Annotated in this window: 12 protein-coding genes; 4 read left to right on the top strand and 8 right to left on the bottom strand. The window is 74.3% G+C overall.

The annotated features are described in order from the left end of the window. Positions 1-22: 22 nt before the first annotated feature. The 3 genes from ACZ5CW_RS10795 to ACZ5CW_RS10785 are packed head-to-tail and all read left to right on the top strand — an operon-like array spanning position 23 to position 2,932. The gene (locus tag ACZ5CW_RS10795; RefSeq protein WP_468599961.1) at positions 23-280 is read left to right on the top strand and encodes a ferredoxin; all 258 of its coding nucleotides are present in this window, start codon (positions 23-25) and stop codon (positions 278-280) included. After that, on the top strand, positions 270-1,661 hold the full coding sequence (locus ACZ5CW_RS10790) for an NAD(P)/FAD-dependent oxidoreductase (RefSeq protein ID WP_468599960.1): 1,392 nt from the start codon (positions 270-272) through the stop codon (positions 1,659-1,661). Before ACZ5CW_RS10795 ends, ACZ5CW_RS10790 begins: the two co-directional genes overlap by 11 nt. Positions 1,662-1,696: 35 nt before the next feature. Beyond that, positions 1,697-2,932, top strand: a complete 1,236-nt coding sequence (locus tag ACZ5CW_RS10785) for a cytochrome P450 (protein ID WP_468599959.1) — start codon at positions 1,697-1,699, stop codon at positions 2,930-2,932. Positions 2,933-2,962: 30 nt separating this feature from the next. On the opposite strand, the gene ACZ5CW_RS10780 is transcribed toward ACZ5CW_RS10785, so the two are convergent. Together ACZ5CW_RS10780 and ACZ5CW_RS10775 are read right to left on the bottom strand one after the other, a co-directional pair. Further along, on the bottom strand, positions 2,963-3,478 hold the full coding sequence (locus ACZ5CW_RS10780) for an immunity 21 family protein (protein WP_468599958.1): 516 nt from the start codon (positions 3,476-3,478) through the stop codon (positions 2,963-2,965). A gap of 26 nt (positions 3,479-3,504) precedes the next feature. Next, positions 3,505-3,981, bottom strand: coding sequence for a rhodanese-like domain-containing protein (locus ACZ5CW_RS10775; RefSeq protein ID WP_468599957.1), 477 nt, complete (start codon positions 3,979-3,981; stop codon positions 3,505-3,507). Between the two features lie 94 nt (positions 3,982-4,075). Between ACZ5CW_RS10775 and ACZ5CW_RS10770 the strand changes: the two genes are divergently transcribed. Continuing rightward, the gene (locus tag ACZ5CW_RS10770; protein ID WP_468599956.1) at positions 4,076-4,522 is read left to right on the top strand and encodes an Lrp/AsnC family transcriptional regulator; all 447 of its coding nucleotides are present in this window, start codon (positions 4,076-4,078) and stop codon (positions 4,520-4,522) included. 83 nt (positions 4,523-4,605) lie between these two features. Here ACZ5CW_RS10770 and ACZ5CW_RS10765 read toward each other — a convergent pair whose 3' ends face one another. From ACZ5CW_RS10765 to ACZ5CW_RS10740, 6 genes are all read right to left on the bottom strand, one after another. Beyond that, complete coding sequence (locus tag ACZ5CW_RS10765; RefSeq protein ID WP_468600150.1) at positions 4,606-6,174, bottom strand: LamG domain-containing protein; 1,569 nt, start codon at positions 6,172-6,174, stop codon at positions 4,606-4,608. A 392-nt stretch (positions 6,175-6,566) separates the two neighbouring features. Continuing rightward, the gene (locus ACZ5CW_RS10760) at positions 6,567-9,560 is read right to left on the bottom strand and encodes an AAA family ATPase (RefSeq protein WP_468599955.1); all 2,994 of its coding nucleotides are present in this window, start codon (positions 9,558-9,560) and stop codon (positions 6,567-6,569) included. Continuing rightward, positions 9,557-10,720 (bottom strand): exonuclease SbcCD subunit D, encoded by a 1,164-nt coding sequence (locus tag ACZ5CW_RS10755; protein WP_468599954.1) that lies wholly within the window; start codon positions 10,718-10,720, stop codon positions 9,557-9,559. The genes ACZ5CW_RS10760 and ACZ5CW_RS10755 overlap by 4 nt, the downstream gene beginning before the upstream one ends. Positions 10,721-10,821: 101 nt before the next feature. Next, positions 10,822-11,454: a YigZ family protein gene (locus ACZ5CW_RS10750; protein ID WP_468599953.1), complete on the bottom strand. Its 633-nt coding sequence runs from the start codon at positions 11,452-11,454 to the stop codon at positions 10,822-10,824. Between the two features lie 48 nt (positions 11,455-11,502). After that, on the bottom strand, positions 11,503-12,051 hold the full coding sequence (locus ACZ5CW_RS10745; protein ID WP_468599952.1) for a SixA phosphatase family protein: 549 nt from the start codon (positions 12,049-12,051) through the stop codon (positions 11,503-11,505). Then, positions 12,048-12,947 carry a hypothetical protein gene (locus tag ACZ5CW_RS10740; RefSeq protein WP_468599951.1) on the bottom strand — a complete coding sequence of 300 codons (900 nt, stop codon included), beginning with the start codon at positions 12,945-12,947 and terminating at the stop codon, positions 12,048-12,050. Before ACZ5CW_RS10740 ends, ACZ5CW_RS10745 begins: the two co-directional genes overlap by 4 nt. Positions 12,948-13,031: the final 84 nt, after the last annotated feature.

The raw sequence follows: 13,031 nt of genomic DNA, 5'->3' as shown, positions 1-13,031 counted from the left end.
CCACCGGAAGGGCGGAGCGCCGATGCGGCTCGTCGTCGATCTCAACAAGTGTCAGGGATACGCCCAGTGTGCGTTCCTCGCGCCCGACGTCTTCGCCATGCACGGCGAGGAGTCGCTGGTGTACGACCCGCGCGCGGAGGAGGAGCAGCGGGAGCGGGTGGCGCGCGCCGTCGCCGCCTGCCCGGTGCAGGCGATCACGGCCGACGGCCTGGACGGAGCGGGCGGGGCGGCGGGCGGATCCCCGGGCGGATCCGCGCGGGAGGCGTCCGATGGCCGATGACCACGTGGACCGGCTGAGGCGCGAGGGCCGGATCGTGATCGTCGGCGCCTCGCTGGCCGGCCTGCGGGCCGCCGAGACGCTGCGTGCCGAGGGGTTCACCGGTTCGCTCACCCTGATCGGTGACGAACCGTACGAGCCGTACGACCGGCCGCCGCTGTCGAAGGCGGTCCTGCTGGGCAAGGCGTCCCCGCTCCACACCGAGCTGCCGCACCGCCGGGAGATCGACGCCAAGTGGCGGCTGGGTGTCCCGGCGGCCGGTCTCGACCTGGGGGCCAGGCGGGTGCGGCTGGCCGACGGTGACGAGGTGGAGTACGACCGGCTGCTCATCGCGACCGGTGTCCGCGCCCGGCCCTGGCTGAAGGAGGAGGAGGCCCGGCTGGACGGGGTCTGTCTGCTGCGCACCCGTGACGACGCGGCCGCGCTGCTGCAGAAGCTGAAGGCGGGGCCCCGCCGGGTGTTCGTGATCGGCGCCGGTTTCGCCGGGTGCGAGGTCGCCTCGGCCTGCCGGGAGATGGGTCTCGAGGTCACGATGGCGGAACGTGCCGGCGCCCCGCTGGTGGGCGCCCTCGGCGGGGTCATCGGCGCGGTCGCCGCCGACCTGCAGATCGAGAACGGCGTGGATCTGCGCACCCGGGTCACGGTGACGTCGCTGGAGGGTGATGCGGTCGGCAGGGTGCGGGCCGTCCACCTGTCCGACGAGAGCGTCGTCGAGGCGGAGGTCGTGGTCGTCTCGCTCGGTTCGCTGCGCAACACCGAGTGGCTGACCGGCTCGGGGCTCGGCGCCGGTCCCCGGGGCATCGCCTGCGACGCGGGCTGCCGGGCCTTCGACTTCCGGGGCATCGTCACCGACGACGTGTTCGTCGCCGGTGACGTCGCGCGCTCCCCGCACGCGCTGTTCGGCTACCAGTTCCTCTCGCTGGAGCACTGGGGCAACGCCGTCGCCCAGGCGGAGACGGCCGCGCACAACATGATCTGCTCCGGCGCCGACCGCCGGCCGCACCTGTGGATGCCCGCGTTCTGGTCCTCGCAGTTCGGCGTGAACATCAAGTCGGTCGGTGTGCCGCCCATGGGCGACCAGATCATGATCACTCAGGGTTCCCTGGCCGAGCGCAGGTTCGTCGGTGTCTACGGCTACCAGGGCCGGATGATCGCCGCCGTGAGCTTCGACAACACGCGGTGGCTGGAGTTCTACCAGCGGCAGATCGAGCGGGGCGCGCCGTTTCCGGTCCAGTTCCCGACGGTGGACCGGCGTCCCGAGGGCCGGCAGCCGGTCGCGGCCGACTTCCCCGACCCGTCCCTGCCGACCCATGGGCCCACCGTGACCCTGAGCGGCTACTCACCGGCCGATCAGCAGCTGGTCTTCACCCCGGCCCGCCACTGACCGCTGCCGCGGCCCCGACGCTCCAAGGACGTGTCATGACGCAAGCCTCGCTGTTCCGCCGGATCACCGACTTCGCCAACCGCGCCGACCCGTATCCGCTGTACGAGGAGCTTCGCAGGACTCCGGTGCTGCACGAGGAGGAGGGCGGCCCCTACGTCATCAGCTCGTACTGGGACATCGAGGCCCTGCTCCACGATCCGCGGATCAGTTCCGACGCCGCCAACCTGGCCGCCGCCGGGGACGACGAGCTGGGCCAGGCGGAGGAGACGGGGCTGCCGCCCAGCTTCATCCGGCTCGACCCGCCCGAGCACGACCGGCTGCGCAGGATCGCCAACAGCTCCTTCGGCCCCCCGCACCGGCCCCGCCGCATCGAGTCCATGCGCGGCGAGCTGGGCCAGATCGTCGAGGGTCTGATCGACGGTTTCGGGGACGCCCGCGAGGTCGACCTGGTCGACCAGTTCGCCTACCCGTTCCCGGTCACCGCCATCTGCCGGGTGCTCGGGGTACCGCGGGAGGACGAGCCGCAGTTCCGCGCCTGGGTGGATCCGATCGTCGCCACCCTGGACCCGGAGACGCGCCAGAGCGCCGACGCCGAGTTCGCGCGGACCGCGCGGGAGGCGCGGATGCAGCTGGGCATGTATCTCGCCGGGCTGGTCGAACAGCGCACCAAGGAGCCCCGCGACGACATGCTCTCCGACCTGGTGAACAGCCACGGTCCGGACGGCGCCATGACGATGATGGAGGTGCTCTCCACCTCGGTGCTGCTGCTCATCGCGGGCCACGAGACGACCGTCAACCTCATCACCAACGGCATGCTGACGCTGCTGCGCCACCCGGAGGTCCTTCAGCGGCTGCGCGACGACCCGGGCCTGTCGGTCAGGATCGTGGAGGAACTCCTGCGCTACGAGCCACCGGTGCAGCTCGTGCCGCAGCGCACCTGCATCGCCGACATCGAGCTGCGCGGGGTGACCATCCCGAAGGGATCGCGCATCTGGCTGGTGCTCGCGGCGGGCAACCGGGACCCGGAACGGTTCAAGGACCCCGAGCGCTTCGACCCGGACCGTGAGGACATCCAGCACCTCGGCTTCGGCAGCGGCATCCACAGCTGCTTCGGCGCTCCGCTGGCCCGGCTGGAGACCCAGCTCGCGCTGTCCGCGCTGGCGCGAAGGCTGGAGAACCCCCGCCTGGTCGAGGACCCGCCGCCGTACCGGCAGAACGCGGTGCTGCGCGGCCCGCGGCACCTGAACATCGCCTTCGACGGTCTGCGTTGAGCGCTTCGCCGAGGCAGGGGGCGGGGCGCGTCAGTGCGCGAGCCGTCTGAGCCGTACCAGGCCGATCCAGGTCTCGGGTCGTGGCGTGGTCCAGGCGGCGCGCACCGCGTAGCGGCCCCGCTCGAGCGGGACCCGGAGGTGATCGCCGAGGGTGATGTGGCCGCCCTGCCGGGCGGAGTCGAAGAGGACGACCGGGCCGGGGACCGTCCAGCGGATCTCGTCCCCCCACTCGGCCTCCTCGAGCGCGGCGGGGACGGCGGCGAGCAGTTCGTCCTCGGAGTCCGCGGCGGACCAGCGCACGAAGGTGCCGTGCTCGGGCAGGTAGGAGGTGGAAGCCGGTTCGTCGCCGAGGACGAGGGCCGCGCTGTCGCCGACCGGGAGCAAGCCGGCGTATCCGGCGACCTCGCACGCCCGGTCGTAGTCCGTGTCGAGTTCCTCGGTGTCGGCGCCGGCCCAGAACGGCAGGACCGTCTCCGGAACGGCTATCAGCGGGCCGCCGCCCGACTCCACCCACTCCAGCACGCCTGGGTCCGCGTATCGAGCCATGGGCAGAGAACCTACACGGGCGGGCGTCAGCAGCCGCACTCGCCTTCCACGGGTGCCGTCAGCGGGTCGGCGTCCCGGCGTGCCGGGCCCTGCCAGGTCTCGTAGGCGAAGCCCTCGCGGGCCCAGTACTCGAAGCCGCCCAGCATCTCCTTGACCCGGTAGCCGAGTTCGGCGAGGGCGAGGGCGGCGCGGGTGGCGCCGTTGCAGCCGGGGCCCCAGCAGTACGTCACCACCGGCACGGACCTGTCGAGGAGCTGTTCGGCCTGCTCGGGGATGAGCGCGGTCGGCAGGTGGACGGCGCCGGGGATGTGGCCCTGGTCCCAGGACTCGGTGGAGCGGGTGTCGATGACGACGAAGCCGGGGTCACCGCCGCCCGCGAGGGCGGCGGCCACGTCGGAGACGTCGGCGTGGAAGGCCAGGCTCGCCCGGAAGTAGGCGGCGGCCTCGGCGGGAGCGGCGGGGGCGACGCGCAGGACGGGGTTCTCGGAAGTCGTGGTGATCATGACTGGAAATCTATGGCTCCTGGCCCGCTCACTGAAGGGGGATTCCCCGGGGTTGGCCTTGCCCGGCCGGGGATCCCCCTGCTATTCATCCGGGATGACCGTGTATTCCCCGGACGCCACCGACTGGCGCATCCTCGAGGTCCTCCAGCGCGCGGGACGGGCCAGCTACGCCGAGCTGGCCCGCGAGGTCTCCATGTCGCCGAGCGCCGTCACCGAACGGGTCCGCCGCCTGGAGGAGGCGGGCGTGATCCAGGGGTACGCGGCGGTCGTCGATCCCGAGCGGCTCGGCCTGCCGATCCTGGCGTTCGTGCGCCTCAGGTATCCGAACGGCAACTACAAGCCCTTCCACGATCTGGTCGCGGCGACCCCCGAGATCCTGGAGGCGCACCATGTCACGGGCGACGACTGCTTCGTCATCAAGGTGACCGCGCGCTCCATGTCCCACCTGGAGGAGGTCTCCGGCAAGATCGGCGCCCTGGGCTCGGTGACCACCAGCGTGGTCTACTCGTCCCCCCTGCCCCGGCGGCCACTGGGCCGCTGACCCCCTGGAGCCCGACGGCCCGCCGGAACCCGGGTCACGGCGGGCCGTCGGGAGGTCAGGCCTCCGGACTCAGCACGGGCGGATCAGCACAAGCAGGGCTCCGTGCCCCAGCCCAGGCCGGGCACGTCGCCGTCCCGCAGCGCACCGGAGTAGGCCTGCACCTCGTCCACATCGCCGTGGAGGTACTCGCCCCAGCTGTCACCGGCTCCGGCCCGGCCGATCTGGAGGGCACCGGTGCTGTGCCAGCCGTCGGGGAAGCTCGCGGTCGCCTCGGCGTTCGTGTAGCCGTCGAGGTAGAGCTTGATCGTGTCGCTCGCGTCGTCGTAGACCACGGCGAGCCGATGGCCCTGGCCCTGGCCGCCGTCCGCGGCCTCGATCTGGGACACCACCTTCTCGGGGGCTCCGGCCTCGTCCTTCTCCGGCATCACCAGTTGCCAGGTGTGCGTGGACGGCGCGTAGCGCACCTTGAACGCGTCGGTGTGCTCGCCGGCCTGCGAGAGCACGGTCATCGGGTGGGCCGGCTCGGAGTCCGCGAGGCGTACCGCGACACCGAGGGTGAAACTGTCCCCGGTGTCCACGACGGGCCCGTCCGTAGCGGCGTATCCGGACTCGCCGTCCAGGCGCAGATGCCCGTCGCCGACGAGGGCCGGCGGCACGTAGGTGCAGTCGGGGTCGATCTCCGGGATGCAGGAACTGTCGGTGCCCCGGTAGATCGAAGCGCCCGTGCCCAGCCGCAGCGGCGCCCCGTCCGACTGCTCGGGGCTCGCGCCGTCCGCCGCGTTCTCCAGCGACCAGTGGCCGGTGGACTTCGGCTTGCGCCAGGCCCGTTCGGCCACCTCGCCCGGGACTACGACCCGGTCGTGCACCTGTACGTCACCGATGTCACCGTGCCACCGGTCACGGTAGCCGGTGGCTCCGCGTGCGCGCCCGATCTGGAACGCGCCGGCCCTCTCGGCGGGAGTCGCCGCTGCCGCGGTGCCGGCCTCTTGGCCGTTGACGTACAACTGCGCGCGTCCGGTCTCGGCGTCGTAGAGCCCCAGCAGATGCGCCCACTCGCCGGTCTCGGGCGCGCCCCCGGACACCCGCGCGCCCCCGGTCGCGAACGACCAGACGGGGCCGCCGTCCTGGCTGCGCAGCCCGAGGCTGAAGCCGGGCTCGCCGTCGGCGTCCTGGCTGGCGACGGTCATGTTCGGGCCGGTTTCGGCGGGCCGCACCCAGGCGCTGACGGCGAACGTCCTGCTGATGTCGGTGGCTGCGGCGTCCGTGGTGAGGAAGCCGTGGCCGCTGCCGTCGAGGCCGACCGTGGCGGTGGCTCCGGTGCCCGTGGGCGCCGGGCCGCCGAAGGTCACGCCGGTGCCGGCACGGGCGGCGCTGCCCGTCTCGGCGGCTGCCGCGCGGGAGCCTGCCGGGTCGTCCAGCTTCCAGCGGGCGACCGGGGCACGTCCGGACTTCACGTTGAAGTCGTACCGCGACTCCCCGCTGCTTCGGCCCGACCGGTCGATCGCCTGGACCGTCAACGACTTGGGCCCTGACCTGAGGGGAAGGTACGGAATGGTCACAGCCGCGCCCGGCCGCTCGGCGTCGACGGTCCCATGAGGGCCGTCAAGGAAGTAGTACGTGTACGACACCACGTCGTCGGAGGGCGAGTCCATGGTGAAGTGGCCGTAGACGCCCACCCCGTCCACCCAGAACACGTCCTCGGGCTCGGGGTATTCGGGCGAGCTGATCGTCGCCTTCTCGGGGTTCGCGTCGTCGTACACGAACGACCAGACCGAGCCGTCGCCCTCGTCGCTCCACGCGGAGGTCGCCTTGCCGTCGTTCGCGCGGACGTGCCAGGAGACGACCGTGTTCGCCGGGATGTCGTCCGGCATCGTCCAGTACTGGCGCGACCCCGACGACAGGGTGACGGTCGTGTAGGTACGGCGCTGTGCCACTCCTGCCGCGTCCGTCCACCAGGCTTCGACTGAGGTCCCCGGGTCGGGGTGATGCCTTGGCTGCGTCGACGGCGACGCGATACGGCCGGGACCGGTCTTCGCGGCGGGCCCTAGGCCACCCCCCGCTGCCGCAGCGTCGACCCCGATCTGCCCTTCACCACCTCCAGCTGGGCGTGGATGCGGCGGCGCAGGTCGGCGACGTGGCTGACGATGCCGACGCTGCGGTCCCGTTCGCGCAGGGAGTCGAGGACGTCCAGGACCTCGTCCAGGGTCTGGTCGTCGAGGCTGCCGAAGCCCTCGTCGATGAAGAGGGTGTCGAGCCGGACGCCTCCCGCCTCGTCCGTGACGACGTCGGCGAGGCCGAGGGCCAGGGCGAGGGATGCGAAGAAGGTCTCGCCGCCGGACAGGGTGGCGGTGTCCCGTTCCCGGCCCGTCCAGGCGTCGACGACGTGCAGGCCGAGGCCGCTGCGGCCGCGTCCGGTGCGGTCGGCGGAGTGGACCAGGGTGTAGCGGCCGGATGACATGCGCTGCAGGCGGACGGTCGCGGCGGCGGCCACCTGCTCCAGGCGGGCCGCGAGCACGTACGACTCCAGGCGCATCTTGCGTTCGTTGTCGGCGGAGGTGCCGGCGGTGAGGGCGGCGAGCCGGGCGACCCGGTCGTACTCGTCGCGGAGCGGTGCGAGGCGTCGTACGGCCTCGGTGGCCCGCGCGGAGAGGCGGTCCAGCTCGGTGCGGCAGCGGGCGGCGGCGTCGCGCGCGGAGGCGGCCTCGCGCAGCCGGCGTTCGGCCGCGGCCGCGATCCGCTCGGCCGCGGCGGGGTCGGCGGGCGGGAGCTGGGCGGCCGCGGCGGTGTCGGCCTCGGCCAGCACGGCGCGTACGGCGGCCTCGTCCGCCTGCCAGGCGTCCAGGCGGTGCTGCAGCTCGCGGTGGGCGGCGGCGTCCAGCAGGGCGGCGGCCGCGGCCCGGGGGGTGTCGAAGCCGGCCCGGTAGGCGGCGTCGGCGAGGCGGGCGTCGGCGTCCTTCAGGCGCTGGGCGGCGTCCTCGGCGGCCCGGACGGCGTCGGCGGCCCGGGTGAGGAGCGTCGCCTGTCGCTCCAGCTGCGCGGCCCGCGCGGCCACGCTGTCCGCCGCGCCGCGCGCCTGGGTCAACTCCTGTTCCAGCAAGGCATGTTCGCGCTCCAGGCTCTCGCGCCGGGTGAGCCGGGAGGCGGCGCGTACGGCGGCCTGCTGGCGGTCGGCGAGGCGCTGCTCGCGCTCGTGCTCGGCCCGCCGCAGCTCCTCGTGGGCGGCGTGCAGGGCGGAGGCGTCACGGCGGGCGCGGGCGTACTGCTGTTCCAGTTCCTCGGCCTCGGCGGCGAGCCGGGCGGTGGGGGTGTCGCCGGCCTCGGCGGTGGCGGCCGCCAGGGCCTCGCGGACGACGCCGAGGCGCCGTTCGTCCTCGGTGTGCTGCTCCTCGGCGCGCCGGCAGGCGGCGAGGGCGCGGTCCTCCGACTCGCGGTCGACGTGCCCGGCGGCCTTGCGGGCCGGTGCCGGGTGTTCGGTGGCTCCGCAGACCGCGCAGGGTTCGCCGGCGGTGAGGTGGGCGGCCAGTTCGGCGGCGATGCCGTTCAGGCGCTGTTCCCTGAGGTCGAGCCAGTGGGCGCGCGCGCCGAGGGCGCGCTGCTCGGAGGCGACCGCCCGGCGCTGGGCCTCCGTCAGGTCGGCGGCGAGTTCGTCCCGGGTGCGGGCCGCGGCGAGGCGCCCCCGCATCGGCTCCCGCCGCACGGCGAGCTGTTCGGCGCGGGTGGCGGCCTCCTGGGCGGATTCGGTGCGGGCCTGGAGCGCCGAGCGGGTGGTGTCCCAGTCGGCGAGCCAGGCGTCGGCCTCGCGCAGCACGTCCTCGTCGGCGCGCTCCTGCCGGTCGAGTCCGGCCCGCTCCTCGACCAGGTCGGCGAGCCGCTGTTCGGCTCGCCGGGCGGCGTCCAGACCGCCCAGCTCCTCGGCGGCCCGGCGGGCGGCGGAGGCGAGTCCGCTCGCACCGGCGTCGGCATGGGAGCCGGGGAGCGCCGCGCGGGCGCGTGACTCCTCCTGGGCGGCCCTGCGGTGCTCCGCCTCGGCGGCCTCCCGCAGCTCCAGCGCGGGCGCGACGGCCTCCGCCTTGCGGCCCCGCTCCATGCGTTCCTGCGCCTCGCGGTGGGCGCCGGCCCGCTCCTGGAGGCGCTCGGCGCGCCGCCGCGCCTCGGCGAACCTGCTTTGCAGCCGGGCGAGTTCGCGTACGTCCTCCAGCGCGCGCCGCGCCGCGGCGTGGGCGGATTCCACGGCGCCGAGGCGGCAGTGGGCGACGGTGAGGCGTTCCCGGGCGGTGCTGCGGGCGACGGCGGCGGCGCCGAGGACCGCCTCGGCGAGACCCGGGTCGCCGGGGGCCAGCTCGGGCAGCTCCATGGCGTCCCCGGCCTCCTGCTGCATGCGGTGGGCATCGGCGAGGAGGGCCGCGTCCCCTTCCCGCACGCGTGCCTCGGTGGCACGCCGGCGTTCGGCGAGACGCTTCTCGACGTCGGCGAACCGCTGGGTGTCGAAGAGGCGGCCGAGCAGGCGGCCGCGGGCCTCGGCGTCGGCGCGCAGGAAGCGGGCGAAGTCGCCCTGGGGCAGCAGGACGACCTGGCAGAACTGCTCGCGGCTCATGCCGAGCAGCTGGGTGATCTCCTCGCCTATCTCCTGGTGGGAACGGCTGCGGTCCTTCCAGACGGCGGCCGCGCTGTCGTACTCGCGCAGCCAGGTCTGGGCCTTCTCGACGGTCGTGCCCGTGCCGCGCAGCTTGGGCCGCTCCCAGGGCGGCTGCCGGGTGATCTCCAGCCGGCGTCCGGCGACGGTCAGTTCGAGGCGGACCTCGGTGCGGGTGCGCGGCTCGGCGTGGTCGCTGCGCAGGTTCATGCCCTGGCCGCTCTGCCGGGCGCCGGGGACGGCGCCGTACAGGGCGTAGCAGACGGCGTCCAGGACGGAGGTCTTGCCCGCGCCGGTCGGGCCGTGCAGCAGGAAGAGCCCGGCGGCGGACAGGGCGTCGAAGTCGACGCTGCGGGAGCCGCCGAAGGGCCCGAAGGCGGTGATGTCCAGCCGGTGCAGCCTCACCGGGCCACCTCCCGTGCGGCGTCGTCGGCGCGTACCGCGTCGAAGGCGTCCCGCAGCACGGCCGTCTCCCGCTCGTCCGGTCCGGCACCGCGCACATGGGCGACGAAGTCCTGGGCGATCTGCTGGTCGCTGCGGCCCGCGAGGCGGCGGGCGTAGGACACCTGGGGGTCGTCGGGGGCCCGCTCCGGGGCGAAGACCAGGCTGAGGGTGTGCGGGAAGCGCTCGGCGAGCCGGGCCATCGGGTCGGCGGGGCGGACCGGGTCGGTGAGGGTGGCCTCGACCCAGGCGTCCTCGTGCCGGGCCAGCTCCGGGTCGGCGAGGAGGTCGTCCAGCGTGCCGCGGACGCGGGCGAGCGGGCGCGGCACGGGGCAGTCGACGCGCTCGCCGGTGACCGAGCCGTCGGCGGCCAGGTCGATCAGCCACATGCTCTTGCGGTGGCCGGCCTCGGAGAAGGAGTAGGCGAGCGGGGAGCCGGAGTAGCGCACGCGCTCGGTGATCGTCTGGCAGCCGTGCAGGTGCCCGAGTGCCGCGTAGTCGACGCCGTCGAAGACGCCGGCCGGGACGGCGGCCACTCCCCCGACGGTGATGTCCCGCTCGCTGTCGCTGGCCTGTCCGCCGGTGACGAAGGCGTGGGCGAGGACGACGGAGCGGGTGCCCGGCGCGCGGGTGGCGAGGTCGGCGCGGACGCGGTCCATGGCGGCGCCGAGGACCGTCTCGTGGCCGGCCCGGTCCACCGCGAACTCGTCCTTCACCAGGGCGGGTTCGAGATAGGGCAGCCCGTAGAAGGCGACGTCTCCGTGGGCGTCCGTGAGCACGACCGGGGTGCCGACGGCGGACGGTTCGGTGCGCAGGTGGATGCCCGCGCGGTCGATGAGTCCGGCGCCGACGCCGAGGCGGCGGGCCGAGTCGTGGTTGCCGGAGATCATCACCGTGGGCACGCCGAGGTCCGCGATGCGGTGCAGGGCGTCGTCGAACAGCTCGACCGCGGCGAGCGGCGGCACCGCGCGGTCGTACACGTCCCCGGACACGACCACCGCGTCGACCTCGCGCTCACGCACGGTGGTGACGAGGTGACCGATGAACTCGGCCTGGGCCCCGAGCATGCTCACCCGGTGGAAGGCCCGGCCGAGATGCCAGTCGGACGTGTGCAGGAGTCTCATGATCCCCGAGACTAACGGCCGGGTCTGACATCACGGGCGGTTACTCCCGTATCGGCCCGTCATGACCCGCCCCGCACATGCCCGTTATGCCCGATTTGCCACTACTGGCCGGCGTCTCCGTAGGCTTCGCCGCCCAGTTCGAACCCCGCCGTGCCCGCCGTCACATCCGCGAGCCAGCCGCGGAAGGACTCCACGTCGGCGTCCGGCAGGCCGATCTCGATGGTGACGGCCTCGCCGTAGCGGACGTCCCGGACCTCGCGGCCCGTGGCGCGCAGGTCGTTCTGGACCTTTCCCGCGCGCTGGTGGTCGACGGTGACGGTGGCCAGCCGGAAGCGGCGCCGGGTGATCGTGCCGAGCGCGTCCAGGGCCTCGCCGACGGCTCCGCCGTAGGCGCGGATGAGGCCACCGGCGCCCAGCTTGACCCCGCCGTAGTAGCGGGTGACGACGGCGACCACGTACCGCATGTCGCGGCGCAGCAGCATCTGGAGCATCGGGACGCCGGCGGTGCCGCCCGGTTCGCCGTCGTCGCTGGCCTTCTGTACGGAGGCGTCGGCGCCGATGACGTACGCCGAGCAGTTGTGCGTGGCGTCGGCGTGCTCCTTGCGGACGGAGGCGATGAAGTCCTGCGCCTCCTGCTCGGTGGCGGCCGGGGCGAGGGCGCACAGGAAGCGGGAGCGGTTGATCTCGGTCTCGTGCACGCCCGCGCGGGCGACTGTGCGGTACTCGTCCTGCATCCGGCCAGCCTATGCCGAGGGTGCGTGCGAGGTCAGCGGGGCTCCTGGCTACCTCTTGCCCTTCTTGCCGCGCGGCACGGTGAGCGACGTCAGCAGCGCCGTACCCGGGGCGAGGGCCGGCCAGCCGGTGCCGCGCCAGGTCAGCACGGCGATCGCGGACGTGGGGAACTTCACCCGCACCCGCTCCAGCGAGTCGTCCAGGCCGTCCCCGGCCAGCTCCAGGACCAGCTCCTGCAGCCCCGGGTTGTGCCCGACCAGCAGCAGCGTCTCCACCGAGGACGGCACCTCCCGCACGACCTCCAGCAGGTCCGCCACGCCGGCCGCGTACAGCCGCCGGTCATAGCGGACCGGGGGCGGGGTGCCCCACTGGGCGGAGGCCAGTTCCCAGGTGCGGCGGGCGCGTACGGCGGTGGAGCACAGGGCGAGGTCGGGCAGGCCGCCGGCCTCGGCGAGGGCACGGCCGGCGGCCGGGGCGTCCCTGAGGCCGCGCGCGGCGAGCGGCCTCGAGTGGTCCTCCACGCCCTCGGGCCAGGCGGACTTGGCATGCCGCAGCACCACCAGGCGGCGCAGCGGGCCGGCGCCCGCCCGCTCGATCACGCGAGGGTCCCGAGATCGCGGGGCAGGTCGAGGGCGAGCAGCCGGTCGACGTAGGCGTACGTCTCGAAGCGGGCGCCGTCGGGCAGGTCCGGGGCGTGCTCCACGTCCCGCAGCACCTCCAGGACCCCGGGCAGGTCGAGATCGTCCTCCCAGGCGGCCCGCAGCCGCGCCCGCACCTCGTCGGGCACCGGCCGCGAGGGCCGCCGGGCCCAGCCGGCCACCGCCCGGCGCCAGCGGGACAGTCGTCCTGCGGCCTCGTCCAGCACAGTGCGGTTCAGCCTCACGGGTTCACCGCGCGGAACGGAGAACAGCGCAAGGCGCAGGGCGGCGGGGTCGGAGAGGACGACGGGCAGCGGAGCGGCGCCGGGATCCGCCGGCGGGGACACCGGGGAGGTGCCGGGCCGGCCGGGTACGGCGTCCTGGCCGGTGCCGGAAGGTGCGGGGGCCGCCGGACCGGCACCGGTGGGCGCCCTCTCGTGCTCTGCCGGGCCCGCGGCCTCCGGTGCGGGGCCCGACGGCCGGGCCTCGGCCCACACCACCGGCGCCACGCTCAGCACCGGCCCCTCGCCGGGAACGGCCTCACCGCCCTGCGCCACGACATGGATCGCCTGCGCCTCGCCCAGCCCGGACGCGAGGTCACGGCCGTCCTCGAAGGGGCGGATGGCCAGGCTGGTCGCGGCGGTGCGGAGTTCGGCCTGCCGATGGGGCGCGGTGAGGATCGTCCAGACCGGGGTGCCGCCCAGTTCCAGGGCGCGCACGAGCAGGTCGGCGGTGAGCAGCACCCGCAGGGCCGTCGGGTCCAGACCGGAGGCGTGGGCCTCGATGCGGGTCAGACCACGGCGGGCGGGCGCGGCGGCGACGGGCTCACCGGTTCGGGCGTCGAGGATGCGCAGCACGGGGCGAGCGTAGGCGGACGGACGGCGGCATGCAGGTACCTTGCACCGATTCGCGGCACCGTGGCGGGGTACGGACGCGGGAAT

This window comes from Streptomyces sp. NPDC031379, from assembly GCF_055569615.1.
The sequence above is the reverse complement of the archived record's forward strand: the minus strand, read 5'-3'. Positions and strand labels throughout refer to the sequence as shown.

What these genes read in the sequence shown, in the direction of transcription:
- ACZ5CW_RS10795 (WP_468599961.1), top strand. Translation starts at nt 23, where the DNA reads ATGCGGCTCGTCGTCGATCTCAACAAGTGTCAGGGATACGCCCAGTGT.
- ACZ5CW_RS10790 (WP_468599960.1), top strand. Translation starts at nt 270, where the DNA reads ATGGCCGATGACCACGTGGACCGGCTGAGGCGCGAGGGCCGGATCGTG.
- ACZ5CW_RS10785 (WP_468599959.1), top strand. Translation starts at nt 1,697, where the DNA reads ATGACGCAAGCCTCGCTGTTCCGCCGGATCACCGACTTCGCCAACCGC.
- ACZ5CW_RS10780 (WP_468599958.1), bottom strand. Translation starts at nt 3,478, where the DNA reads ATGGCTCGATACGCGGACCCAGGCGTGCTGGAGTGGGTGGAGTCGGGC.
- ACZ5CW_RS10775 (WP_468599957.1), bottom strand. Translation starts at nt 3,981, where the DNA reads ATGATCACCACGACTTCCGAGAACCCCGTCCTGCGCGTCGCCCCCGCC.
- ACZ5CW_RS10770 (WP_468599956.1), top strand. Translation starts at nt 4,076, where the DNA reads ATGACCGTGTATTCCCCGGACGCCACCGACTGGCGCATCCTCGAGGTC.
- ACZ5CW_RS10765 (WP_468600150.1), bottom strand. Translation starts at nt 6,174, where the DNA reads ATGGACTCGCCCTCCGACGACGTGGTGTCGTACACGTACTACTTCCTT.
- ACZ5CW_RS10755 (WP_468599954.1), bottom strand. Translation starts at nt 10,720, where the DNA reads ATGAGACTCCTGCACACGTCCGACTGGCATCTCGGCCGGGCCTTCCAC.
- ACZ5CW_RS10750 (WP_468599953.1), bottom strand. Translation starts at nt 11,454, where the DNA reads ATGCAGGACGAGTACCGCACAGTCGCCCGCGCGGGCGTGCACGAGACC.